1 tRNA gene is annotated in these 252 nt (G+C 52.4%); it reads right to left on the minus strand.

What is annotated here, in order from left to right:
- Positions 1-80: 80 nt before the first annotated feature.
- Positions 81-156 (minus strand) — tRNA-Glu (locus WFL93_RS24185).
- Positions 157-252: the final 96 nt, after the last annotated feature.

Here is a 252-nt window from a genome sequence, read left to right on the forward strand (position 1 = left end):
AAGAGCAGTATCTCAAACATGACGGTTACGTCAGTTTTGAGATACGTCGTGGAGACACCTTTCACCTGTCACCAAGCAAGTGGCGTCCCCTAGGGGATTCGAACCCCTGTTACCGCCGTGAAAGGGCGGTGTCCTAGGCCTCTAGACGAAGGGGACACGATAGTGTCACGACTTCGCAGCCGTCTTGCTCATTACTTTCTATCAGACAATCTGTGTGAGCACTTCGCGGGAAGGTATCTTCAGGTAAGGAGG

The sequence above is a fragment of the Pantoea sp. USHLN256 genome, from assembly GCF_037149875.1.
GTDB classification, from domain to species: domain Bacteria; phylum Pseudomonadota; class Gammaproteobacteria; order Enterobacterales; family Enterobacteriaceae; genus Pantoea; species Pantoea nemavictus.